We start from the raw sequence: 23,450 nt of genomic DNA, 5'->3' as shown, positions 1-23,450 counted from the left end.
TCTGAGGGAGGTGCACGTCATGGACAGTGACAGTCCGAAACAACTAGACGACCATCACCAACCTATTCCACTCACGTCCGACACCGATGCATCATGCACCCGTCAAAGCTATTTCATTCGTTGAAGCATATGTCGACTGCGCTCCATCAGGCGCTGTCTGCCTCTCCGTGTTCTTAAAGAGTGCTCGTCTCGCAGAATCGCGGCACCGCAAGTCTGCTGCGATGTTCACGGCATGTGACACCGCTGTAAGGGTTTCGACGACGTGGCAACGACATGGCAATGACTTGGACATGGCGCTGATGTGCGCGCGTGCAGTGGGTAGCTGTCATCCATCGAGAAGAGGCACATCATGCCAACATTGTTTCAACTCATGCCGGAGCGCTGACCCAGGGCGGTCCGGTCGCTTCCACTCAGGGTCGCCTGCGCCGTTCCGTCATATCCGATGTGATCGTTGTCGCGGGAATCCTCGCGGTACTCGGTGCCGTCGCCGCGTTGCTGCCGCAGGTGAATGCCGCCATCGGCCCTCAGGGCATACCGGCAAGCATCTCCACCGACCCGCACTTGCTCCCGTATTATGCCTTGCGTTCCGTGTTCAGAATGTTCATAGCGCTGGGGTTCTCACTGCTCTTCACCGTCGTGTACGGTCTGGCGGCGGCAAGAAGTAGAAGACTCGGAGCCATTCTGATACCGCTGCTGGATATTCTTCAGTCGGTACCGGTCCTTGGCTTCCTGTCCGCCACGATATCCATCTGGCTGGTGCTGTTTCCGGGGTCCATACTCGGTGTGGAGGCGGCGTCCATTTTCGCCATCTTCACCAGCCAGGCGTGGAACATGACCTTCTCATTCCACCGCTCCCTGATGAGCGAACCGAGTGAATTGGATGAGGCCGCCAGACTGCTCGGATTGAGTCATTGGCAGAGGTTCTGGAAGCTGGACGTTCCCAACTCGATGATTCCGCTGCTGTGGAACTGCATGATGAGTGTGGGCGGCGGCTGGTTCTTCCTGACGGCATCCGAGATGATTTCCGTCAATAACCACACCTACGCCTTGCCGGGCATCGGCAGCTATGTCGCCGAGGCATCGAAGCACCAGCAGCTTGGCAACATCGGCTGGGCGATACTGACGATGGTGGTCGTGGTGGTGCTCATCGACTTCTGCCTGTGGAAGCCGTTGACGGCGTGGGCCGAGAAATTCCGCATCACCTCGAGCAGCTCCGTATCTCAGAAGCGCAGCATGGTGCTGAGTGTCATCAGGCAGTCGCATGTGAACGATGTGCTGGCAACCATCGGACGCCCAATCGCCGATGTCCTGGACCGGATAACGATGCCATTCGGTAAAACAGGATCGCGCTGGCATGTGAGAACCGCAGGCAGCAGGATCGGTGATGTGCTGTTTGCTCTCGTCGCAGGGCTCGCAGGGATAGCCGGTGTGTTCCTGTGGATCGACTACATCCGCGAAGGTGCCGGAATCGCAGAGATCTGGCATGTATTCGGACTGGGTTTTCTGACTTTCTTGCGTGTGATGCTGCTCACCTTGATTTGCTCGATCATCTGGGTGTCTATCGGGGCCTCGATAGGCATGAATCCCAAGCTGGCACGGTTTTTCCAGCCGGTGATACAGATTCTGTCCAGCTTTCCGGCGAACTTCACCTTCCCCATGGTGACTCTCTGGTTCATCGCCTGGCATATCGACATCAACTGGGGCAATATGCTGCTGATGTCGTTGGGTACGCAGTGGTACATCCTGTTCAACGTAATCGCTGGAGCCAGCAGCATACCCGATGATCTGCGGGAAATGTCGCGCAGTCTGGGGATGGGTACGTGGCAACGGTGGAAGACCTTGATTCTTCCGGCGGTGTTCGGAGCCTGGTGTACGGGCGGAATCACTGCTGCAGGAGGGGCGTGGAACGCCTCGATTGTCTCCGAAACCGTGAGCTACGGCCACACCACATTGACCGCTACCGGGCTTGGTTCGTACATCGCCCAATCTACCGCCGAAGGCAATATGCCGCGCACGCTGCTTGGGGTGACCCTGATGAGCCTCTTCGTCGTCGTGGTCAACCGTGTGTTCTGGCATCCACTGGAGAAACTGGCAGATCGTCGTTTCTCGCTGACCGTATGACTTCGCACAACGCAACCGTGCATTCCGATTTGCCCCAAGGAGAACTTATGAAGAACACTGTGAATGAGAACACTGTGGAGAAGAACATCACTGTCGGGAACGCCGCGCTTCCGGTCATCACCGCAACGCATGTGAGCAAGAACTATCTGACCGACAACGGCGAAGACCTCACCGTTCTGAAGGATCTGTCGTTGACGCTGCACGAAGGTGAAATCGTGGCGATTCTGGGCCGTTCAGGAGCCGGAAAATCAACATTTCTCCGGATTCTGGCAGGTTTGGTTCCGCCGAGCGAAGGCAAGGTCGAATACCGGGGAACCCCGCTTTCAGGGCCAAATCCCGGAGTGGCGATGGTGTTCCAGACATTCGCCCTGATGCCGTGGCTCACCGTGGAATCCAATGTGGAGCTTGGATTGCAGGCCAGGGGAGTGGGGCGTAAGGCACGTAAGGAAGCCGCATTGCAGGCCATCGATTCCATCGGTCTGGACGGTTTCGAATCGGCGTATCCGAAGGAACTGTCCGGAGGTATGCGCCAACGTGTCGGCATCGCACGCGCCTTGGTGCTCAAGCCGGATGCGCTCTTCATGGACGAGCCCTTCTCCGCCCTGGATGTGCTCACTGCGGAGAACCTGCGTCAGGAGGTGCTGAAGCTGTGGTCCGATGGCAGCGGATCGCTGCGGTCAATTTTGATTGTGACCCACAATATCGAAGAGGCCGTGCAGATGGCCGACCGTGTGGTGGTCCTCGGTTCTCATCCGGGGCATGTCATCGCGGATGTGCCGATTACCCTTCCCAGGCCGAGAGACAAGCACGCCGCGGCATTCGAGTCCACAGTGGATTCACTGTATGCGATTCTCACAGGGAAAGCCGGTGCCTCGCAGGGTGAGCAGCAGAAGCAGGCGCTTTCGGGATTGCAGCAGATGTTCGCGGATTCCTCCCAGGGCAACCGCACTCTGCCCGATGCCACTCCAGGCGGCTTGGCTGGTTTGCTGGAGATTGTGGCCGAATACCCCGATGGCGTCGATCTTGCGGATCTGGCGTCCGCGCTGACCTTTGAAGTCGACGATTTGTTCCCGCTGCTCGATGCCGGCGCCCTTCTGGGAATGTTGGACGTCAAGGAGGGGCATGTCCGGCTCACTTCGCTCGGTCGTGAGTGGAATGCTGCGGATATCCTCGACAGTAAAACGATTTTCGCCAGAATCGCGATGAGCCATGTTCCACTGGTTCGTTCCATCGACAGGACCCTGCGCCAATCCAAGAACGGCAAGGTCAGAGGAGACCTGATCGTGGATCTGTTGCGTGGCAAGCACACCGACGAGGTGGCTCAACAGCAGTTCCGCATAGCCGTCGAATGGGGACGGTACGGCGAGCTCTTCGATTACGATTCCGACGATGACACCCTCAGCCTGGACGAGGGCGGGCAGTGATCCGACCGTCTATGACGGCCCGCGATGAAGGATTATGGGATGCGGTGTGCAATGAATCGAGTGTTGAACGGCCCTGCACCTGATTCGTTGCCACGATTGCTTCGAAAACTGCCATGAACTCCGTTTGTGTAGGGATTCTCAAATAGTCGGGTTGATTCGGCTCAGATGAATGGCGTGATTGCAGCAAGAAGGTCCGTAACTGTGTGCCTTCTACTTGAAAATCCCTACACAACCGTGTTTGAGGGTGGAAAATCGGTGCTGATAGGCTGGTTTTTGGAGAAATTGCGACGGAACACGCGAAAACGTGTGCCCAGGCACGAAGGGTTGGGGTAGTGCAGCAGGATTGGCGTGATGAAGGACAATGGACCAGACTTCCCGGCAGAGTGAAACGTGTCTGGTATCTTTCCTCGGCTATCGGCGACGTGGCGGTTTTGCTGATATGCGCCGTGGCCGTCGTGGTGCTGATGCATCTGGGATGGTGGGGTTTCTGGCAGCGTGCCGTGGTGGTCACCGCGGCGGTGCTGTCCGTACTCGATCTGATGCTGCGACCCTTGGTCTCACGCTACGAATATGCGGTGAACCGATTCATTCTCGGGCAGCATGAGGTCTCGATTCGCAAGGGATGGTTCCTGCGCAAACTGACGGTGATTCCTTATAACCGCGTGCAGCATGTGGAGACCGAACAAGGTCCGCTGCTCCGGGCCTTTTCCCTGATGTCCGTTGAGATTCACACGGCCGTGGGCGCTCACACCATAGATGCGCTTGAAGTCGAGGACGCCATGGGTGTGGTGAGTCAGATCACCGCGAAAGTCCGCACGGAGAAGGAAGACCTGTGACCGCTCCCACCATGCAATTTACACACAGCGAGCAGTCAGGCCAGGGCAATCCGGCTGATGAGGACAGTCGGGAACATCAATCTCAGGTGCAGTGGCGACTGCTGCACCCCTTGGTGCTGGTGGAAGACGCGATAAGTGGCGTCAAGAGCAGCGTATCGTTGATTATCGCTGCAGGGGTGGTGGTGTTTCGCTTCGATTTGCCGAGCTGGGCCATATGGGCTCTTGGCGTCGCCATAGTGGTCTGTGCCTGCGTCATCGCGCCTTTGCTGGGGTATTTCAGCACCAGATACCGGCTTACCGGCGAATCGGTGGAATATCATACCGGCATCCTCGTGCGCAAGCGCAACATCATCGCCTACTCGCATATTCATACCGTCAGCAGTGACGAGCCCTTCTACTACAAGCCTTTTTCCGTGGTGAAACTTACCGTCGCCAGTGCGGGGAATGTCGCCGCCGATATGGTGCTCAAAGCCGTGCCGTCGGATGTGCAATATGAGTTGGAACGTTTGAGGAGCATCCCGGGGCCGTCTGGACCGGGACCCGCAACGGCGCAAGGGCGTCCTGCCGGTGAAGGTGCAAGCGCTCTAGATACGGCTTCACACGAAGGCGCAGGAACGGTTGAACCTGCATGGGAGCAGGGAACGAGACTGTACAGGGCCTCGACATCGGACATCCTGTTGTATGCCCTCACCGATCTGCGTTTTCTTGCCGCCGTTCTTGCCCTGCTCGGTCTGCTGGACAGAGTCAGGGACCTGCTTTCGGACCGACTGTTCGATGAGGCGGCTAGCAAAGTGACCGGCTTCCTCAGCGGCGGAGCGTTTGTGGTCATCGTGCTCGGGTTGTTGCTGGTGCTTGCGCTCATGCTGGCGAGTGTGGTCAACAGCATGATGCAGTTTTACGGCTTTGAGGTGTGGCGTCGGCAGGATGACCTGGTGATAGAGCGAGGTCTGCTCACCAGACGGAAGGTCACCATTCCGATGGGCAGAATCCAGAGTGTCGGCATTCATCAATCCGTGATGCGGAGAATATTGCATCTGAGTTCGGTCACCCTGTCGTTGAGCGCGTCGCACGGCGAAGATGATGACGGTGATAACACCAGTATCAATCTGCTGCCGGTTATCAAACAGCGGGCGGTGATTGCCGCACTGGCCGGGATTCTGCCGCAATGGGACATTCCCGAAGCAGAGGTCGAACGGACGGGACGGGGGTTGATGCGATTTCTGCTCGTCGTGCCGGTCTCGTGCACGGTCATAGGCACGCTTGCGACATCGGCCGTCGCCATAGTCACCCGTGAACGCATGATGTTGCTGTGGATGCTCCTGCCGTTGGCCGCGGGCTTGCTCTGGTGCTTCTTCCGTTGGATGAAGGGCCGCAACGAGGGCTTCCAACTGCTGGACGAACAGAGAATCATCGTGTCGGGTGCCCGTGGGTTCGCTCTCTTCTGGGTGGTTACCCGACGTTCGAGAATTCAAAGTGTGGAACGTCGGACCACCGTTCTTCGCCAGCGCAGGGGAGTGGAAGGGATGACCATGCCCTTGTTCGTATTCGCGGGTGAGTCCGAGCTGCGATTCTCGGCGATACGCGAGGATCGGGCTGCGCAATTGCAGGAGTGGGCGATGCGCATCCCCGATTGACCGCTACTCGGATGTTGCCTCATGGGCAGCAAGTACTCAAGCTCAGGTAGCGTATCGCCGTAAAAGACGCGTTCCTGTGCTCAGTCGCCCTCGACTGCCCGTGCGATGAGTTCCGCCAGTGCGTCTGACTCGGAGAACATCGGCCAGTGACCTGTGGGCAAGTCCACGAAGGTCACATCGCTCAGATCGTTGATGGGCGCAAACATCGGATTTCCTTCAGTGGCCAGGCTGCGCACGGTCTGGCTGGAGGCCGAGCAGCAAATCATCGTGGCCGGGACGCTATTGCGCTGTGGGTTACGCAGTTCGATTGCTTCGCATATGGCTCCGACGGGATGAGGCACTGCACGCTTGGCGATGTGCTGCTTGTCTTCCAGGCTCAGCCCCCGAGAGCTGGCTCCCATGGTCGTCAACGTCTCGAATCCGGGAAAGGGCAGTTCGACATCTGTCAATGACAGGTCCGGTCGGGGAATCGTGCGATTCGATACGGGCCCCGAATCGACGTAGATGATGCGTCTGAGCGCTTCCGGCATGGTGTCTGCCACCGCCGAGGCTATGGCACCGGCTCCGCTATGCGCCACCACAATCGCCTGTGTGGAACTGTTCCGCAGCAGCTCGGTCACGTAAGTCACATGGTCCGCGAATCGTATCAATTCCCTGGGGGTATGTTGCGAAGCCAGGCCGGGCAGGGTGACTCCCTGCGCCTGAAGGCCTTTCGCTCCGAGTTTCCGGGTAACGTCATCCCATGCCCATGAGCCCAGCCAATAACCGGGTATCAGCAGAATCGGGATGTTGCCATGTGTTGGTGAAATAGTCATACTGCCACGCTATCAAGCAAGAATGTCACCGTTATGTCACTATTTACCGTATGAATCGTACAGATCGCATCTATGCCATTCGTGAGGAGCTTCGGCTTGCTGGCGAGCGCGGACGCACGGCGGAGCAGCTATCCGACACCTTCGGGGTCAGTGTCCGCACCGTCAAACGGGATATTCGGTCACTGCAGCTCGGTGGCTTTCCCGTATGGGCCGTTCCGGGGCCCGGGGGAGGTTATGTCGTTGATGCACAGGCCACGCTTCCACCGGTCAATCTCAATGCGACGGAAGTGGCGGGTCTTTGCGCGGCGATCGCTCTTCTGGGCGGACAGCCCTTCGCCATGGACGCTCGAGCTGCGCTGAGTAAAATCCTGGCCGTGGCCACACCCGAAGTGCGTCGTCACGCGCAACGTGTGGCCGGAAGGGTGTGGGTGAATCACGCCGAGGAAGTCCCGGGGGCCGATGAGCGGGTGCAGCGGACGCTGGAGGAGGCCCTGTCGCAGCGGCGCACGCTATCCGTGCGGTATGTGGATAGGGATGGCAATGCCACGCAGCGTCGCGTGGACCCGCAGCTGCTGGCCAGAACATCGGGCGCATGGTATCTCGTGGCTTACTGCCATATGCGCGAGGGCATCAGATGGTTCCGTCTCGACAGGATCGATGGAGCATACCTCACTGCACAGGCCTCTCGGGACCATGACATAGCCGAAATCGGCACTCCGCCCGATACGTCTGAGGCCGTGTGGAGAGGCGGGGAATAGCGCTTTGCTCAACGTGCGGCGACACGCCATGACGGATGTCGCCGCGTCGCCGCAATTCGTGGGGCGTGGATGCCGGTATCGCAGGGGATAACGATTTCTTGTTGCGACAGTGCCCGTCAGGCTTGTCTGGGAGCGGCGTTAGCGTCGAAAACAATGATAATGATTACCGTTTAAAGATATGTCGACTGTGGTGAATCAAGCCCCTCTGAGCTTGGAATGCCGACATGTTGATATAGCAGAGGATGAGGTTATGGCATCAGGTGATGCATCAACAGTGAAGAACGCAAGGTCTCTGACCGATGAAGGCGGCAGCGACGTTGAAAACGCAATACCCCGGGATGAGGGGAGAACGACGGAAGAGAAAGGAAGCACCAGACTCCGCGACCTGGGCATGCTCATGCACCCGGTTCGAGGACCTTTGGTGGTGGTGGGGCTAATCAATGTGTTCTCCGCATTGATCGCCCTGGTGCCATACGTCGCCGTGGCCTGGCTGGTGCAACGATTGCTTGACGGCACGTTGCACAGAGACGCCATGATCGTCGCGGTCGCCTCGATTCTGATTTCCCTGGTGCTCAGGCAGCTGATGTACATGGGCAGTCTCGGATATGCCCACATCGTCGACGCCAAGCTTCGCCGATCCGTCAGACAGCGCATATTGGACCATATGGGCGAAGTGCCTTTGGGAAACATCGTGTCGCGCAGCAGTGGCGAGCTTCGGCACTTGGTCGTCGACGATGCGGCGGCGATACATACCATCGTCGCCCATGTCGTCGCCGAAGGATCGAGCGCCATCAGCGGCATCGTCGCATCAACGGTGTTGCTCTTCGTCGCAAGCTGGCAACTGGCGGTCGGCTATGCGCTCATGTTCCTGCTGGTGGCTGCCATATCCAAATTGCTGGCTCCGCGCCATGATGCCCATACTCGCGAGGACTACGCCCACGCACAGTCGGAGCTCGCCGCCGATGCTGTCGAACTGACCGAGGGCATAGCGGAGCTCAAGGGATACGGGATGACCGGCGGTTTCATGCAGAGATTCCATAGAAGTCTGGACCGATTCTCGGATGCCAGCTACCGTGGTACGGTCGCGGTCGCACGACCCATGTCCCTGCTGACGACGGTGGTGCTGCCGGGAATACTGCTCGGGCCGATGCTGCTGCTGTGCTGGTGCTCCTTTACCATGCAATGGTCGTCCATCTTCGGGATTGCCGTGTTCCTGTTCGTGGGTCTTGGAGTCCCGCAGACCTTCTTCGGTTCGCTCAGTCTCGTCCAGAACGTCACGCTTGGCATGGAGGCCGCCGGACGAATCGTAGCCTTCCTCGACGAAGACGCATTGCGCGAACCTGCGAATGCAAGCCCGTTCGGCGCATCGGATGCCAGGTCCGACATCATCTTCGACCATGTGAGTTTCGGATATGATCGCTCGCACGACGTGTTGCACGATGTGTCGCTACGTGTGCCGGCTGGAAGCAGAACCGCCCTGGTAGGGCCTTCCGGTTCCGGAAAGACCACCGTCACGCGGCTGCTCGCCAGATTCTGGGAGGTGCAGAGAGGGCATATCCGTATCGGCTCACGCGATATCTCAACGATTTCCAGCAAGGACCTGCTGGCTCAGGTCGGATTCGTGTTCCAGGATATGATGCTCGCCAGTGTCTCCATACGTGAGAACATTCGCTTTGCCTGCCCGGAAGCCAGCGATGAGGCAGTTGTGGAGGCGGCCAAAAAGGCCCATATCCACCAGCGCATCATGTCTCTGGCTCACGGATACGACACCATCATCGGTTCTCCCGAAGCTCAGCTGTCGGGAGGCGAGCGTCAACGTCTGTGCATAGCCAGGGTCTTTCTGCAGAATGCGCCGATTCTGGTGATGGACGAACCGACCGCATCGCTGGATGCCGAAAACGAGGCCCTGCTCGACGAGTCATTCACCGAGTTCTCGTGGCAGCGGACCACCATCACGGTGGCGCACAGACTCTCCACGATTGTCGATTCGGACCTTATCGTCGTGCTCTGCGACGGGAAGGTGACTCAGCAGGGAAGCCACCAGGAGCTGGTCTCCCAGGTCGGAGAATATCGGTCCTTGTGGCAGGCGCAGATGGTCAAGGAGGTGCGCTGATGATTACGGATACTCAGACGGGAACCCGGCATCGCGGGAATGTGTTGAGAGGTATCGAGAAGGCTGCCGGGACGAGCACCGGCATCACGGGCCTGGTTGCGCTCTATCTGGCATCGGCGGTGCTGCAGGGGATGGCATTCGTGCTGTCCATACCGATTTTCCGCTTCATCCTCGAAGGCCGGAGCATCGACGCCTGGCAGGTGATGCTGTTCGTCGCCAGCATCGTTCTGGCATTTGCGGCCCATATGACCGGTCTGCTCAGATCATCCAGAATCTCGGTGTATGCGATGTGCGACCGTATCGTGCGTCGCATCGGTAGCAAGGTCACTCGTCTGCCGTTGGGATGGTTCGATTCGACCAGCGCATCCAAGGTCTCCAATGCGATGAGCGAGGATGTGCAGACCTTGTCGCATCTGGGGCCTGTGGTGCTGCCCGGCTTGATTTCGGGCATCGTCACACCGCTCACGGTAGCGGTGGCGGTGCTGTTCATACAACCGCTGGTGGGAGTCCTGCTGCTGATCGTGGTGCCGCTTGCCGCGATCTGTATGTACTGGTCGGTTCGTGTGCTGCAGAGGGTGCACCCCTTGGAGCGCGCCGCAGACCTGCGCTTCTCCCAGGCGGTGCTGGAGGATGCCGCCCTCCAGCCGGTGCTGCGATCATCGGGGCAATCCGGCATGGCATGGGAGCACATGCGTCAGGCGGTCGATGACGACACGAGGATGGGCATTTCGCGGCTGAAGGCGGAAGGGCGGCCAAGCATGTTCTTCCAACTGGGCACCCAGCTCTGTTTTGCCGGAGCCCTCATCGTCACCACCGTTGCGGCTTACGGGCAGAGTGTGGACGCCGCGTTGTTCGCCGTCCTGTGTTTGCTGGCCATTCGCTGCGTGGAGCCGCTGACCCTGGCCGTGCAGTATTCGGACGAGCTCTACCGTGACAATGCCGCCATCGACGCGGTCCAGCAGATTCTCGAGGTTCCGGAACTTCCGGAACCAGACAGTCCTCAACTCCCGGAATCCTATGACATCGAACTGCAGGACGTCGGTTTCGGATACCGCAGGAACGAAGCGATTCTCTCCCATGTCGATGCGGTTATCAGTCCCGGTGGAATCACCGTGCTGGAAGGTCCCTCCGGTGCGGGCAAATCCACGCTCGCCAGACTGATGTCGAGATTCTGGGATGTCGACACCGGTCGCGTGAACATCGGTGGTGTGGATGTTCGCGATATCGGCAGTACTGCGGTTATGGCAATGAGTTCCTTCGTATTCCAGGATGTGTTCCTCTTCGACACGACGGTGCTGGAAAACATTCGTATCGGACGCCCCGACGCCACCAGGCAGGAAATTCTTGACGCCGCTCACTCGGCCAGACTCGACGAGGTGATCGAGCGTCTCCCTCTCGGGTGGGACAGCCCGGTGGGACCGCGAGGCGCGCTGTTGTCAGGCGGAGAGCGACAGCGGGTGGCCATTGCGCGGGCGTTGCTCAAGGATGCGCCGATACTTGTGCTCGATGAGGTGACCTCCGCGCTTGACAATACCAATGAGGCGGCGATTCTCTCGGTGCTCCGGCAATACGCTCAAGACAAGACGGTCATCATGATCGCTCATAGGACCAAGGCCATCGCCGCGGCTTCGAAGGTGCTCCACGTCGAATCGGGGAGTGTGAGGTCAGTTGACATCTCAGACGCCGTTGACCCGGAATGACGGGCATAGGCGTGTGAGGCCATATTTCGTCCGACTTCGTGTGTGAATCAGCTGCTGGCGGTAAAGGAAAACGACTATACAATCTATGGGATTACGCAGGACGGGAACAAACGTGAGGGGGAGCGCAGAGATGACTGTTGCATTACGTGAGGATATGGTGTTGCACGCAGGGGACGATGGCTATCAGGACGCGGTGACCACGGTGACCGGGGTGGGGACCCCCGATATTGTCGTCCGTCCCCGCACCACTGCCGATGTGGTTGATGCGCTGCGCTACGCCAGGCAGAAGCATATGCCGTTGACCGTCAGAAGCGGAGGCCATAACCTCGCGGGGCTGACGCAGGTATCGGATGGCATGCTCATCGACATGCGGAGAATGAATGCGGTTGAGCGTGTTGGTGTTTCGTCGCGTGTGCGTATCGGAGGCGGAGCGACCTGGGGAGAGGTTGCCAAGGCCCTGTCATCCGAGGGCCTGGCTCTCACTGCCGGTGATACGGCGGATGTGGGTGTTGTAGGTCTTACGCTCGGTGGAGGCATCGGCTGGATGGTACGCGAATACGGCCTGTCCATCGACAGTCTGGTGTCCGTGGAGCTGGTCACCGCCGATGGCGAGGTGCTTGAAGTGTCGGACAGCGAGCATCCTGACCTCTTCTGGGCAGTGCGCGGCGGAGGCGGAAATTTCGGCGTGCTGACACGCTTGGAATTCGAAGCCCATCCCGTTGACAAGGTGGTGTTCGGCACGGTGCTGTTTGCTTTGGATTCGCTCGCCGAGGCCCGCCCTGTGGTGAGCGACTGGGAACGATGCCAGCGCGATGCCGACCGGCGTCTGACGAGCGTGCTCGCATTGATGCCCGCGATGCAGGACAGTCCGGCGATGGCGATGCTTCAATACTGTTTCGATGGGGACGAAGATGAGGCCGCCCCGCACGTCGAAGCTCTGTCGGCTTTGGGAACGGTGATGCACAAGGATATTCAATACAGGCCTTATGCGTCGATTCTGGTGCAGGACGACCCCTTCCCCGCGCCTGCGGCAGCGCAGCGAAATGTTCTGCTCTCGGACTTCGGGAAGGCCGAGCAATCCGCGGTATGCGATGCCTTCGAGACCGGTCAGCTCATGATGGCCATACGGGCACTGGGCGGCGCGATGGCGGATGTGCCTTCGTCTGCGACGGCTTTCAGCGCAAGGAACGCCGCGGTCATGGTCATCGGGACGCAGCTGCTCGCACCTGGCGACGACCGACATCAGCCTATGCCGGGCTGGGAAGGCATAGAACACCGCGGTGGCGAATCATACGTGAACTGGCTTGATTCCGCCGACGCTACAGCCTCGAGAAGAGCATATTCGGAAGATGCCCTGCTGCGCTTGGCTCGTGTCAAGGCGCAATGCGACCCCAACGATGTGTTCTCGAAAGCCGTGCCCGTGGTATCTGAATAGCACCGCTATGGCATATGATCGCGACCGGTGCGCATATGGGCGAGTATCAGACGAAGAAGCCGCCTGAGGCACTGTGTCCGCGGTCTATCTGGCGACGTATCTCCTGATAGGCCTGACGCAGTTCAGGATTCTCCTCATCCCGCGACTTCTTGTCCAAACGTCTTTTGACGCTGAAAAAGACCGATGCGACTATGCACAGCACCGCTATCACGATGATGGTGATGATCGTTGCCCAAGACATAGGTCCTCCAATCACTCAACGATTGCCTCTTCCGGCAAGTGTGCTCGCCGGTCAGGACCGTGACGCCTGCGGTTGCCGGCGCGCGAACCAGAGTCCGCAGCCGAGTGCCAGTACGGTCAGCGCGATGCCATAGACCAGGAAGGGTGATTGCAGTTCTTCGGAGGAGATGAGCATGGCGGCGAGCTTGAGCATGTACGGTGCGGTGAAAATGCTGAGGTTGCAGCCGACCAGTACCACCGAGGTGCACAGGTTCAGTGAATGCGGAGGACAGACCTCGTTGATTTTGTTGAAGCAGTAGGCAATCATCGTCGGGTAGGCCAGGCCTGCCAGCAATGCGCCGACGCACAGCACGGGGAAGTTCGGGGCGAAATAGATCAGGAAGCATGCTGCGGTGAGGAAGACCACGCCGAGCGTCAGGGTCTGGCGCTTGAGCAGACGGTGGACCTTGCCGAATACGAAGCCCATCAGCATCCCGCAGAACACCATCACGCTGAGCAGAGTGCTGGCCTGCTGCATGGTGCCGAATCCGGAGGCGGTGATCACCGAGGACAGCCGCACCGTGACGCCGCTGTACATCGTGACGGTGAAGAACAGAAATGCCGTGATGGCCAGAACAGGGGCGTTGACGCGCTGTTTGTCACCGGGGTCCGAAACCGCGTCCGATGTCCGTTCAACAGGCTCCTTGGGGACGAATACGACGAAGAGTATCAACACGGGAATCGCAAGGATGTAGAGCAGGAAGGGCCCGTGCCATCCGAAATTCAACAGGAAACCGGATATAAGCGTCAGCGTCGCCTGTCCGAGCGCGACGAAGGCAGAACGGAAACCCATGAGAGTGGCACGTTCCTCGCCTGAGAAGTACTTGCCGATAAGGCTGACGGCCAGTGAGTTGATGAGTCCGAGCCCTATGCCCAGCCCGATGCGCGAGGCCATGATCAGCCAGAAGTTATTGGTCAGGAAGAAGGGAATGATGCCGAACACCGTCGCGATGGAGATGCCGGTGACCACAAGAGTGCGGTCGCTGACAGACTTGGCGAGCAGTCCCGAGACGATGATCATGACGATCATCGCGCATGTCGGGGCCGTGGTGAGCAGCTCGACGTTCGTGCGGGACTGTTCGGGGAATTGCTTGATCAGCGCGGGCATGGCGCCGGCGATGGCATTGTACGAGGTCAACAGCATGGATATCGAAAGAAGAGAGAACTTCATCGCCCAGCCATAATGTGATGTCTTCATAATCTCCCGTGTCGTTCAAGGGTGTTGTCTCACACCGATCTGCGGTACGCAAGGAATACCGATAGTGCAGGGGCGAGCGGAAGGTTCAGCCTGTCCGTCGTCCTAAGACATCCTCGCCGCGTCGCGACGTCGAGAACAGCCTTTGACAAAGTTGTACACACTATCCGCCAAAACGAATAGTGCTTCGTTTTAAGACTTCCTTGCCTGCGAATGTGCATCCTCCCGGCAACAAACTCCGCTTCCTGGAGTGTGGTTTTGGGGCGTCATCTCGGCAGGTCATGATGGGATTCGCACACTGCCGTATGACCTTCCTTGCTTGCGATGCTGTCGGTGAACGTCACTGCCGCTCCACGGGCAGTGCAGCTGCGTGGCAGCTGCCGACAAGACGAGCGACCAGACCAGGTCATATTCTGAGAGGTATGACTGATTACGGGGACGATGGCAGCGAGCAGGCTCGGTATGCGGTGCGTGATCTGCTGAACGGTGAACTGCTTAACGATGAGCATGAAGCCACGTCCACCTTGGTGGTTACCGGCCCGCCGTGCAGTGGGAAAACCGCTTTCGCGCTCGCGGCACTACTCGATGGCATCGAGGCATTCGGTGTCGAAGACGCCGTGATGGTCGTGTTGGGACGTCAGGCCGCCGCAGACATGAGTCGCAAGGTAATCGAGGCTCGAGGGGTGGTCGACGAGTCGCGTCCCGTGGGTACCTTGTCGGCCCTGGCGTTCCGCCTGTTGTCCGAGGACCATCGAGCCAGGCATCTGCCTGCGCCCAAGCTGCTCAACGGCGCCGAGCAGGAGGCCTTGCTGAGAAAGGTGTTGGCTGAGCATGTCGGTCATGTGCTCAGGGGTGATTCATGTGAAACTTGCGGTTTGCTGCGCAGATATTACGGGGGACTGCCCTCATGGATCAGCATGCTCACCGGAAGGGATATGAATCCGGTGATTCGACGTCAGGGTGAAGGTCACGACAGGCTACGGGATGACGAGTCACGCGACGACCAGCCTCGGCAAGATGTCGGCGGTGTGTTCCGCAGGGGTCTGGTGCATGAGGACCTTGCCACGTTGGCGGAAGCCATCAGAGCCGACTTTGTGGCGCAGCTCAGGGACACGATTGCCCGCGTCAACGAACTCGGGCTTGAATTCGGCGACGAGGATGACGTGGTGGAGGCCCTGGCATCCACCGCCCTGCCCGACCAGGAGCGTGCATCGCTCGAATTGCAGTGGCGTCTGTCATTCCGGCTTTGGCGTGAGTATGCCGAGCATATCGAGGTGGCCTATAGCGGCGAAGCGCGTTTGGATTCGTCGCGTTTGCTTGTGGAAGCCGCGGATGCGGTGCGGCGGGCTGCGCAGGGAAGCGATGGGCGGTCAACCGCCGAGCGCCTGCGCATACCCCGATTGTTGGTGATGGATGACTGGCAGGATGTCACGTTGGCGGGAATGTCGCTATTGCAGGCCTTGTCCGCCATGCAATGCCGTCTGCTGCTGGTCGGCAACAGCGATGAGGCGGTGCAGATTTTCAGGGGTTCCTATCCCGAATATCTCGATAGGCGGGTCACCACAGGCATTCGAGCAGCAGGCGTACCCCTTCCGGGTGGGCATTTCGTCAATCATGATCGGCTGACGGGGCTGACGGGAGAAAGCCCTCTTCTGACGAATGCGGCCATGCTCGGACGTCTTGACGCCAAAAGAGTCGTGCTGCCCTCCAGACCTTTGGTGCCGGTATCGGCGGAGATGCCGCCCGAGGCTCTGCGCAACGCCGGCAGCTATCTGGACGTGGTCGCCGCGAGAGTGTCGCTGGGAATACCGAGCGAGGAGGAAGAATCAGTCGGCATACCGAGGAGGCCGGGCAAACTGCCGCAGTGGGAAGGCAGTCTGCCGATTCGTCCTCTGAACCCGAACAACCCCCTGCTCGGCGACGGCAGCGTCGAACAGCATCTCTTCCATGGTCCTGAGGAAGAACTCGCGCATGTGGTCTGGCAAATCAAACACGAATGCCTGTCCAACGGCCGAGACTGGAACGATATGGCGGTTATCGCCCACGACAATGCGACCATCGAATCCTACGGGCGACGGCTGCGCGAAGAGGGCGTGCCCGTCCGGTTCTCCTCGGTCACCAAACCGCTCAAGGAAGAGCCCACCGTCCAAGGACTGTTTGCGCTCATCGAACTGGCCGAAGGTCGTCACGACCCCTCCAAGCTTGATAATGAATTCGGCACGAGGTCCACGTTCGGGGCCGTGTCCGCAACTACCACGGGCTCCTTCAACACCTTGCCCGTCCCCGACGCTGACACCCAGGCGCAGCGGATTCGAGCATTGGTAAGGTCCGTGCTCTCCAGTCCTCTGATCACGACGAATTTCTCCGATGCCTCCGGTGAACGGCCGGTGCGTCTGGAACGTTTGGATATGCTGATGGATTCCTGTGTGGCGCTGGCCAAACTGGAAGGCTCAGAGTACGAGACTCCGCGTTCCTTGCAGGACGTTCAGCCCTCCGACCCGTCGAATGCGCTGGCACTGCGTCACGCCTGGGACGCGTGGTGTCAGGCAATCGACGAACGCAGACAACGGCGTTTCGCCGGCAGCGGCATCATCGTGGACGATTCACTGACGGCAGACGGTCATACCGGAAGCGATGCGCCTGGTGCCATGAGCAGATCATCCCTGTACGTTCTGCTGGTGCTTTCGAATAGTGAGGTGCAGAGCCGTCTGCTGAGCATGATGGCTGCCATAGCGTCGAATTCCGGACATGACCCGGATGTCGCAGCTCTGGGCCGCTTATGTGAAATTCTGAACACCATCGACGGAGGGCTCGCCACCCTGGATGTGCCGGAACCGCAATACGTGCTGTGGCAGGCTTGGGATGCCTGCGGTGTCGCCTCGCAGTGGCAACGTGAATCGCTGGCCGCCACCCATAGGGGGGAACTGGCCAACGATCGACTCGATGCGGTGATGCGACTGTTCCAATTCGCTTCCGGTAGCCAAAGCTTCGATGACGTCGATGCATTCATCGCGCAGGTCCGAGGGATGCAGATAGAAGCGGACTCGCTGGCCCATATCGGTCCGGTGGAACAGGCGGTCACGCTGACCACTCCTGCCGGTGCGGCGGCCGAAGCGAGACGGTGGCCTCTGGTGTGGCTGCCCGCATTGCAGGAAGGTGTATGGCCGAACGTCACGCAACGAGACACCCTGTTCAGCACGGAGGACCTGGCCGACCTGGTGATGCGATTCCATGATGCGTCGAAGGATTTTGCGTTCTCATCGACAGGCCGACGGCTTCGCAGCACCTTGCATGCGGAAAAGAAGAATCTCCTGATGGCGGTGACCAGAGCGTCACAACGGGTGGTATGGAGCGCCGTGTGGAATGACGATATGGTTCCATCCGACTTCATGTTCGGCTATCTGCCCGAACTGTGCCCGCGTGTCAAGGACCCCATGGAGGCACGCTTCACGGCGGTGGGCGCACTTGACGGGAAGGATTCGGCGTTCGGAGGGTTGGAACTCAGCCCTCGCGGACTGATTACTCTGGCCCGTGGCGTGCTGATTCGGGAATCAAGCCGGCGTATTGCGACACAAGCCGATGAAGCTTCCGACGGCTCTGCAAGCGTGAACGGGCGGCTTGACAACATTGCTCATGACCACATTGCTCATGACGCCACTGTGCAGGACGCCGTAAGGACCCTGCACTTGTTGGAGGGCTTGGGATATGAGTCGGCCGACCCCGGGGCGTGGGCGTTTATCGATGGTGATGCCGATGGCACGGTCGACGGCAAGGCCGAAGCGGCCGTGGCCGTTCCCTCGACCACGGTGACGCTGTCGCCGTCGGCGGTGGACAGCATCTGGGAATGCCCGCTCGAATGGGTTGTCGGCAGACAGCTCAGTGGCCCGCAGCCGGGGTCTATCTACATGAGTTTCGGTTCTCTGGTGCATCATGTGGCTCAGTTGGCCAGCGAACAAGGCCTGGACGATGCCCAGACAATTCAGGAGAGGGTCCGGCGCGAAGGCCAGCAAGCGGTGATTGTCTCCACCGCCGATGCCATGATGGAGCTGTACAGGCAGTGCTCAGGAGAGTTGAGCAGTCCGCCCGACTACCAGCAGAGCTACGATTTGCGGCGCCGCGAAGCCAACGCCCGAACAATCATGGGCAACATCGCCTCATACTTCGTGCGCAGCGTGCACAAGGAGTACGCCCAAACAGGTAAATACCCTATCGATGTCGGGAGCCTGGAGAGTGTGGAATGCGAGCTGCCCTTCACTGCGAAGCTGACCGTCGCGGACATACTGCCGATATGGAATGCGAGCTATGGCGACGAATGTCCGCTCGGACTGTCCGAATGCTTCGCGGTGATGTCGGCTCTCGTAGGCGGTTTTCCCACTGCAATGGACGAAGGGGTGAGCGTGAAGCTGTCCGGACGAATCGACCGTCTTGAGCATCGCATCCTCGGTGGCCGTCCGGTCACGCGTCTGGTGGATTACAAAACCGGAAGCAAGGCGCATCCGCGCAAGGAGGTCTTCTCCGACCTCCAGCTGGCGTGCTACCAGTTGGGGCAGTATTTCGGTGCAGTCGAGAATCAGCCACCCACCATCTCCCAAGCGGTGCTGTTCGATGTGGCCGTCGCTCAAGCACCTGCCACATCAACATATGAGGAAGCGAGCTACCAGCCTGCCCTGCTGCTCGATGGGAGGCTCAACACCGTGTTCGAGCCGAGGTCGGCGTCTGCGAAGATTGAGAGACTGTATGTGCCCGAAGGGTTGCCGACGGGATTATCCGAGAAGACTCCGCACGGGGTCAGTGACGAGACATGGAATTTCGTGAAGCAGCGGTCCGGGCAACAGGGTATCTGGGCCATGACGATGATTTCCCGAGTGTTCTATGCGGCGGGTGTCAAGCTTTCTCTGGGCAGTGAACTGTCGCAGTTCGATGCCGACCGATGCCACAACGGCGGAGCCGATGGATGCCCTGCGTGGAAGGCTTTACACGGCAGCGTGATGGAGGATGAGGGATGAGAGGCACCAAGGAACAGCGAGAGGTCATCGAAGCGCCGGTCAACGGCGATGTGCTTGTGGTCGCAGGCGCAGGCTCCGGCAAAACGATGACGATGACGCAGCGCATCATCAATCTCATCCGTCAGGGGGTCGCGCCGGAGAGAATTCTGGGGCTGACGTTCACCAGGAAGGCCGCTTCTGAACTGCTGTCGCGTGTTTCCGCCGCGGTGCTTGCCCGGGACGAGGCGATTGAGGGTTCCGTACCCCAGGCATCCGCCCAGCCGGTCGATGCCGACAGTGGTTTCCTGAAACCGGAGGTCTACACCTACGACGCCTTCTTCCAATCGATTGTGCGCAGGTACGGGCTGTTGGTCGGTATGGACCAGCAGACGCAGCCTTTGAGTGATGCCGGTGCCTATCAACTCGCCTCCACGGTGGTGCACGAGCATAGCGAGGCCATTTTCGAGGCATTCAGACAAGAGCGGGTCGAGCAGGCGGAGTCGTCATCAGATGATGTGGCGGGTGTGCCCTCGCTGGCTTTCGGCACGATTGTGGACCAGGTGCTGGCGCTCGCCCATGCGTGCACCAGCGCGATGATCAGCGAGGATTGTCCGAGCTTCGACGATGCCGCCGATCGTGTGAGCGCCTGGGACACCGCTTTCCTGGAAGCACTTGAACGGGGCCTCGCAGGCGAGACGGTCCCCGAAAAAGCGATGACGGATGCCAAACTCAAAGCACCCAAGAGGGCTAAGAAGGATTCGGACGCGGATTATGCCGAAAAGCTGCGTCAGATGAGTTACCGGCATCATCTGCAGAACTTGTTCAACGCCAACGAACTCCTCGGCGTCACCCGTCAACGCGAGTTGCTGCTCGGTCTTGCAAGGCAATACCAGCGAGCCAAGCGCGAGGCGAACATGGCGGAATTCAGCGATTTCACCCTGGCCGCATTTCAGCTCCTGACCAGATTTCCCTCGATAGGGGCCCAATACCGCAAACGCTTCTCGCATGTGTTTCTGGACGAGTATCAGGACACCTCCACCACGCAGGCGATGCTGCTGGCGGCCCTGTTCCATACTGATGCCGCAGCCGCCCCCGCGCCCACGTCGGTGACCGCCGTCGGCGACCCCTTCCAATCCATCTATGCCTGGAGAGGTGCCAGCCCCGGAGCCTTCCGCACCTTTCAACGGCAATTCGGCGTTCAGGGCAGCCCGAACGCTCTGTCCATCACCTTCCGCAATCCGCGAATCGTGCTTGAGGCGGCAAACGCCCTGACCCGAAATCTTCGTGAACATGACGGTCCGGCATCCAGCGCGACGATGCGTGAGGTGGATGTACTCGAACTTCGGCCTCGTGATGATGCGGACGAAGGCACGCTGGGTCTGCTGGGGTATCGAACCGTCGCTCAGGAGATCGACGGGGTGATTCGTTTCGCCAGGCATGCCATATCGCGATTCGGCAAGAAGCCGGGCAAGGGGAGCGACGTCGACCTTGCCGCACCGCATGTGGCAGTGCTGTTCCGCTCCAAATCCGCCATGCCCCAATATCGTGAGGCGATGCAGGCGGCGGGACTGAGCTGCGAAGTGGTGGGTTACTCGGCGTTGCTGGAGAAACCCGAAATCATGGATGTGCTGGCGCTGCTCCACGTCATCAGCAACCATACGGACTCCGCATCGCTGATGCGTCTGCTCGCCTCGACAAGGTACCGGATTGCTCCGCGTGATCTCGATGCCTTGGCGCGCTGGTGCGAGGATCTCAACAACGAGCACCGGTACAGGGCGCTTGTGGAGGCTGGCGTAGTGCCTGGCGGTCTGCATGGCTCCGAAATGGCTCAGGCGGTGAGGCAGCATCGAGATTTGGTGCCGGATGGCGTGTTTCTCATCGATGTGCTGATGGATGAGCAGTATTTCGCACCTGCATCCAACGGCAAGGTGCGGCAGCGTTTCAGCGCCGAGGGATGGCGCATGCTGTGCAAGGCATCCAAAGTGTTGCGCCAGGCGCAGGCGCAAAGTCTGCTGGGGGTGAAGCAGGCGGTTCGTGGCGCAGTGCAGGCCTTGGATCTCGACATCGATCTGGTGCTGTCTCGTATGATTCGACGGCCGAACGACCCTCTTCACGCAAGCGAGGCGACCGCTACGCTCGGCGCGCTTGACGGCCTGGTGGACGCCTTCGTGGCCGATCTGCCCTCGGACAGGGTCGCCAGCTTGTACGGCTTCATGTCATGGGTGGATTCCATCAGGAAAAGCCCGGACGAACCTTCATCGGCACAGCAGAGTCATGCCGATGTGGTGCTGATGACCATACATCAGGCCAAAGGTCTCGAATGGGACGCGGTGGCTTTGGTGGGGCTGAAATCGGGGAGCTTCCCCAGCAAACAAGGTGACCAGCTGAAGATCACGCGTATCGAGCAAAGTCAGGGCGTTGGGCTGACAGCACCCAGATACGAGCAGACGGCGAACAGCTGGCTCAGTGATCCCACGGCGGTGCCGGTCCCTGTTCGTGCCGACGCACTGATTCTGCCGCGCTTCCCCCATGACGTCTCACTCGAAGTCGATCCGGTGCAGAGTCTCAAGACCCTGAAACTCGAAGACATCGTGGACGAGGCTTTCGGGGCGTTGCGCGAATACAAATCGGCGCAGGAAATCGAAGAGGGACTGCAGGCTTCGGCTCCGACATTCCTCACGCAGCTGCAGGAATACGGAGCCAGGCAGCACGACGATGAACGGCGTCTGGCGTATGTTGCGCTGACCCGTGCGAAGCACGACATTCTGCTGACCTTCGCCCAGACACCTGGTGATCCGCTGGCGGCTTTGGACGACCAGCAGGTCGATATGGCCGATGTGGCATCCAATTTCTGGCTGGAGCTGCATGATCTGTTCCAGCATCACGACGGTTGCGTGCCTTCGGGCGGTGGTCGTCCAGTGGCTGAAGGCGAGGCCCTGCCACCGGTCGGACTGTTCGTCGGAGCTGATGCACAGGAGTACGAATCGGCTGTCGTGCTGTCCGCCCAGCGTGAGGCGCCGTCGATCAGCGTCACCGAACGCCCGTCGGCCATATGGCCGGTGGAGTTGAGCCCCGCGGTATCACGGGTGCTTCAGGATTCGCTTCGGCTGATTCATGACGAGCCTGATCTGCCGAATGCCGAGGATGCGGATGAGTCTTCGCTTTTCGTGCAGGCGGAGCGAGTCGTGCAGGCTGTGGCAGGACGTTTCGGCGGCCCTTCGATAGATCCTCGAAACGTCGAGGGACTTCGCGAAATCGGCAGCAGGATTCTCCGGCATGGCACACAGAACGTGACAGCCATCCAGGCGCGTTCGGGTGCGCTCACATCAGCACGCGAACAGGAATACTGGCAGGGCATAGTCAGACCGATTCCACGGGTGTCCTCCCCGTCCGCACAGGCGGGAACGGTGTTCCACGAGTGGGCGAGCAGATTCATGATGCCTTCTGCGGACGATGCCGTGGCCCTAGGGGACGAGGGGCTTGGGGATGGGTATATCCAAGGTGGGCATCTCGCCTTGGTGGATACCGCGCAGGTACGCGAGAACATGATGCATGAACTCGATGATGATGATGCTCAGGCTCAGGCTCAGGCTCAGGCTCTGGCTCAGGGGCAGGCATCGACGACCGACACTGGAGGGCAGCTCCTGCTGTGGAAGCGGCGTTTGGCGGCATCGCCTTGGGCTCGAAGAACGCCGTTGTGGGTGGAGCGACCGATTGTCGCGTATTTGGAGGGTTCCGTGGTCAACGGCAAACTGGATGCCGTGTTCAAAGGAGGCCTCGATGAGAGTGATCCCACCAAGGCTTTCACGATTGTCGATTGGAAGACCGGGCATCGTCCGAGGAATGCTGCGGAGCGAGACAGGAAGCTGATGCAGCTCGAAATATACCGTCTTCTGCTCTCCGTGATCGAAGACGTGGAATTGGACAGCATTGATGCTTGCCTCTACTATCTGAGTGAGGAAACAGCGGACAGCGCTGAAATACCGGTACACGGGAACACTCGCAAAGAGATTATGGACAGCGTCAGACTTGGTGTCCCCGAGACATCCGACAACGATTGATTCATCGTTTCCGGCGTGCGCTTCCCATGTCACGCTGCGTGGGCTAACCTGTGGCGTGCGGCTTTGGCAGTGCGAGAGCCGAGCCGTTACACGC

The 23,450-nt window shown here is 59.6% G+C and carries 13 protein-coding genes; 10 read left to right on the top strand and 3 right to left on the bottom strand.

What is annotated here, in order from left to right; all coding sequences use genetic code 11:
• The first annotated feature begins 381 nt into the window (after positions 1 to 381).
• From DB51_RS08045 to DB51_RS08030, 4 genes are all read left to right on the top strand, one after another.
• Positions 382 to 2,121 carry an ABC transporter permease gene (locus tag DB51_RS08045; protein WP_034254334.1) on the top strand — a complete coding sequence of 580 codons (1,740 nt, stop codon included), beginning with the start codon at positions 382 to 384 and terminating at the stop codon, positions 2,119 to 2,121.
• 47 nt (positions 2,122 to 2,168) lie between these two features.
• The gene (locus DB51_RS08040; RefSeq protein WP_051867387.1) at positions 2,169 to 3,545 is read left to right on the top strand and encodes an ABC transporter ATP-binding protein; all 1,377 of its coding nucleotides are present in this window, start codon (positions 2,169 to 2,171) and stop codon (positions 3,543 to 3,545) included.
• Positions 3,546 to 3,877: 332 nt separating this feature from the next.
• Positions 3,878 to 4,381 carry a PH domain-containing protein gene (locus tag DB51_RS08035; protein ID WP_034253120.1) on the top strand — a complete coding sequence of 168 codons (504 nt, stop codon included), beginning with the start codon at positions 3,878 to 3,880 and terminating at the stop codon, positions 4,379 to 4,381.
• Entirely contained in the window at positions 4,378 to 6,015 is a 1,638-nt protein-coding gene (locus tag DB51_RS08030; protein ID WP_034253119.1) for a PH domain-containing protein, read from the top strand. The genes DB51_RS08035 and DB51_RS08030 overlap by 4 nt, the downstream gene beginning before the upstream one ends.
• Before the next feature lie 80 nt (positions 6,016 to 6,095).
• On the opposite strand, the gene DB51_RS08025 is transcribed toward DB51_RS08030, so the two are convergent.
• Complete coding sequence (locus tag DB51_RS08025; RefSeq protein ID WP_034253118.1) at positions 6,096 to 6,830, bottom strand: alpha/beta fold hydrolase; 735 nt, start codon at positions 6,828 to 6,830, stop codon at positions 6,096 to 6,098.
• Positions 6,831 to 6,880: 50 nt separating this feature from the next.
• Between DB51_RS08025 and DB51_RS08020 the strand changes: the two genes are divergently transcribed.
• The 4 genes from DB51_RS08020 to DB51_RS08005 all read left to right on the top strand — a co-directional run bounded on the left by DB51_RS08020 (position 6,881) and on the right by DB51_RS08005 (position 12,836).
• Positions 6,881 to 7,588 (top strand): helix-turn-helix transcriptional regulator, encoded by a 708-nt coding sequence (locus DB51_RS08020; RefSeq protein WP_034253117.1) that lies wholly within the window; start codon positions 6,881 to 6,883, stop codon positions 7,586 to 7,588.
• A 250-nt stretch (positions 7,589 to 7,838) separates the two neighbouring features.
• Positions 7,839 to 9,701: an ABC transporter ATP-binding protein gene (locus tag DB51_RS08015; protein ID WP_162174634.1), complete on the top strand. Its 1,863-nt coding sequence runs from the start codon at positions 7,839 to 7,841 to the stop codon at positions 9,699 to 9,701.
• Positions 9,701 to 11,401: an ABC transporter ATP-binding protein gene (locus DB51_RS08010; protein ID WP_051867386.1), complete on the top strand. Its 1,701-nt coding sequence runs from the start codon at positions 9,701 to 9,703 to the stop codon at positions 11,399 to 11,401. Before DB51_RS08015 ends, DB51_RS08010 begins: the two co-directional genes overlap by 1 nt.
• A 130-nt stretch (positions 11,402 to 11,531) precedes the next feature.
• Positions 11,532 to 12,836 (top strand): FAD-binding oxidoreductase, encoded by a 1,305-nt coding sequence (locus DB51_RS08005; RefSeq protein ID WP_051867385.1) that lies wholly within the window; start codon positions 11,532 to 11,534, stop codon positions 12,834 to 12,836.
• A 46-nt stretch (positions 12,837 to 12,882) separates the two neighbouring features.
• Here DB51_RS08005 and DB51_RS08000 read toward each other — a convergent pair whose 3' ends face one another.
• Together DB51_RS08000 and DB51_RS07995 are read right to left on the bottom strand one after the other, a co-directional pair.
• Positions 12,883 to 13,077 carry a hypothetical protein gene (locus DB51_RS08000; protein WP_034253113.1) on the bottom strand — a complete coding sequence of 65 codons (195 nt, stop codon included), beginning with the start codon at positions 13,075 to 13,077 and terminating at the stop codon, positions 12,883 to 12,885.
• A gap of 51 nt (positions 13,078 to 13,128) precedes the next feature.
• Complete coding sequence (locus DB51_RS07995; RefSeq protein ID WP_034253110.1) at positions 13,129 to 14,313, bottom strand: MFS transporter; 1,185 nt, start codon at positions 14,311 to 14,313, stop codon at positions 13,129 to 13,131.
• A gap of 419 nt (positions 14,314 to 14,732) precedes the next feature.
• Between DB51_RS07995 and DB51_RS07990 the strand changes: the two genes are divergently transcribed.
• Both DB51_RS07990 and DB51_RS07985 read left to right on the top strand, forming a co-directional pair.
• Positions 14,733 to 19,316, top strand: coding sequence for a PD-(D/E)XK nuclease family protein (locus DB51_RS07990; RefSeq protein WP_162174633.1), 4,584 nt, complete (start codon positions 14,733 to 14,735; stop codon positions 19,314 to 19,316).
• The gene (locus DB51_RS07985) at positions 19,313 to 23,356 is read left to right on the top strand and encodes an ATP-dependent helicase (RefSeq protein WP_034253105.1); all 4,044 of its coding nucleotides are present in this window, start codon (positions 19,313 to 19,315) and stop codon (positions 23,354 to 23,356) included. The genes DB51_RS07990 and DB51_RS07985 overlap by 4 nt, the downstream gene beginning before the upstream one ends.
• Positions 23,357 to 23,450 lie beyond the last annotated feature (94 nt).

Origin of the sequence: Bifidobacterium crudilactis (genome assembly GCF_000738005.1) — a bacterium.
Taxonomy (GTDB): Bacteria; Actinomycetota; Actinomycetes; order Actinomycetales; family Bifidobacteriaceae; genus Bombiscardovia; species Bombiscardovia crudilactis.
Note: the sequence above shows the minus strand (reverse complement) of the source record. Positions and strands in the feature narration are given on the sequence as shown.

Coding starts and splice junctions, on each gene's coding strand:
- DB51_RS08040 (WP_051867387.1), top strand. CDS start 2,169: ATGAAGAACACTGTGAATGAGAACACTGTGGAGAAGAACATCACTGTC.
- DB51_RS08025 (WP_034253118.1), bottom strand. CDS start 6,830: ATGACTATTTCACCAACACATGGCAACATCCCGATTCTGCTGATACCC.
- DB51_RS08020 (WP_034253117.1), top strand. CDS start 6,881: ATGAATCGTACAGATCGCATCTATGCCATTCGTGAGGAGCTTCGGCTT.
- DB51_RS08015 (WP_162174634.1), top strand. CDS start 7,839: ATGGCATCAGGTGATGCATCAACAGTGAAGAACGCAAGGTCTCTGACC.
- DB51_RS08010 (WP_051867386.1), top strand. CDS start 9,701: ATGATTACGGATACTCAGACGGGAACCCGGCATCGCGGGAATGTGTTG.
- DB51_RS08005 (WP_051867385.1), top strand. CDS start 11,532: ATGACTGTTGCATTACGTGAGGATATGGTGTTGCACGCAGGGGACGAT.
- DB51_RS08000 (WP_034253113.1), bottom strand. CDS start 13,077: ATGTCTTGGGCAACGATCATCACCATCATCGTGATAGCGGTGCTGTGC.
- DB51_RS07995 (WP_034253110.1), bottom strand. CDS start 14,313: ATGAAGACATCACATTATGGCTGGGCGATGAAGTTCTCTCTTCTTTCG.
- DB51_RS07990 (WP_162174633.1), top strand. CDS start 14,733: ATGACTGATTACGGGGACGATGGCAGCGAGCAGGCTCGGTATGCGGTG.
- DB51_RS07985 (WP_034253105.1), top strand. CDS start 19,313: ATGAGAGGCACCAAGGAACAGCGAGAGGTCATCGAAGCGCCGGTCAAC.